The sequence below is a fragment of the Streptomyces achromogenes subsp. achromogenes genome, from assembly GCF_000720835.1.
GTDB lineage: Bacteria > Actinomycetota > Actinomycetes > Streptomycetales > Streptomycetaceae > Streptomyces > Streptomyces achromogenes.
This window is the reverse complement of sequence record NZ_JODT01000154.1, coordinates 1-220: the sequence shown is the minus strand read 5'-3', so window position 1 is coordinate 220 and position 220 is coordinate 1. Positions and strand designations below refer to the sequence as shown.

General features: G+C 67.3%; 1 protein-coding gene. It reads right to left on the bottom strand.

Annotation, left to right across the window (positions count from 1 at the left end):
• Positions 1 to 220: LLM class flavin-dependent oxidoreductase (locus IH25_RS0137165; protein ID WP_030621644.1), on the bottom strand; the 220-nt coding region annotated here is incomplete at both ends.

Here is a 220-nt window from a genome sequence, read left to right as displayed (position 1 = left end):
GTTGCCGCGCCCCATCATCAGGTCCACCCGGCCGTCGGCCAGGTGCTGGAGCATCGCGTAGTCCTCCGCGATCTTCACCGGGTCGTTGGTGGTGATCAGGGTGGTGGAGGTGGACAGGATGAGCTTGTCGGTGCGGGCGGCTATGTAGCCGAGCATCGTGGTCGGGGACGACGGCACGAACGGCGGGTTGTGGTGCTCGCCGGTGGCGAAGACGTCCAGC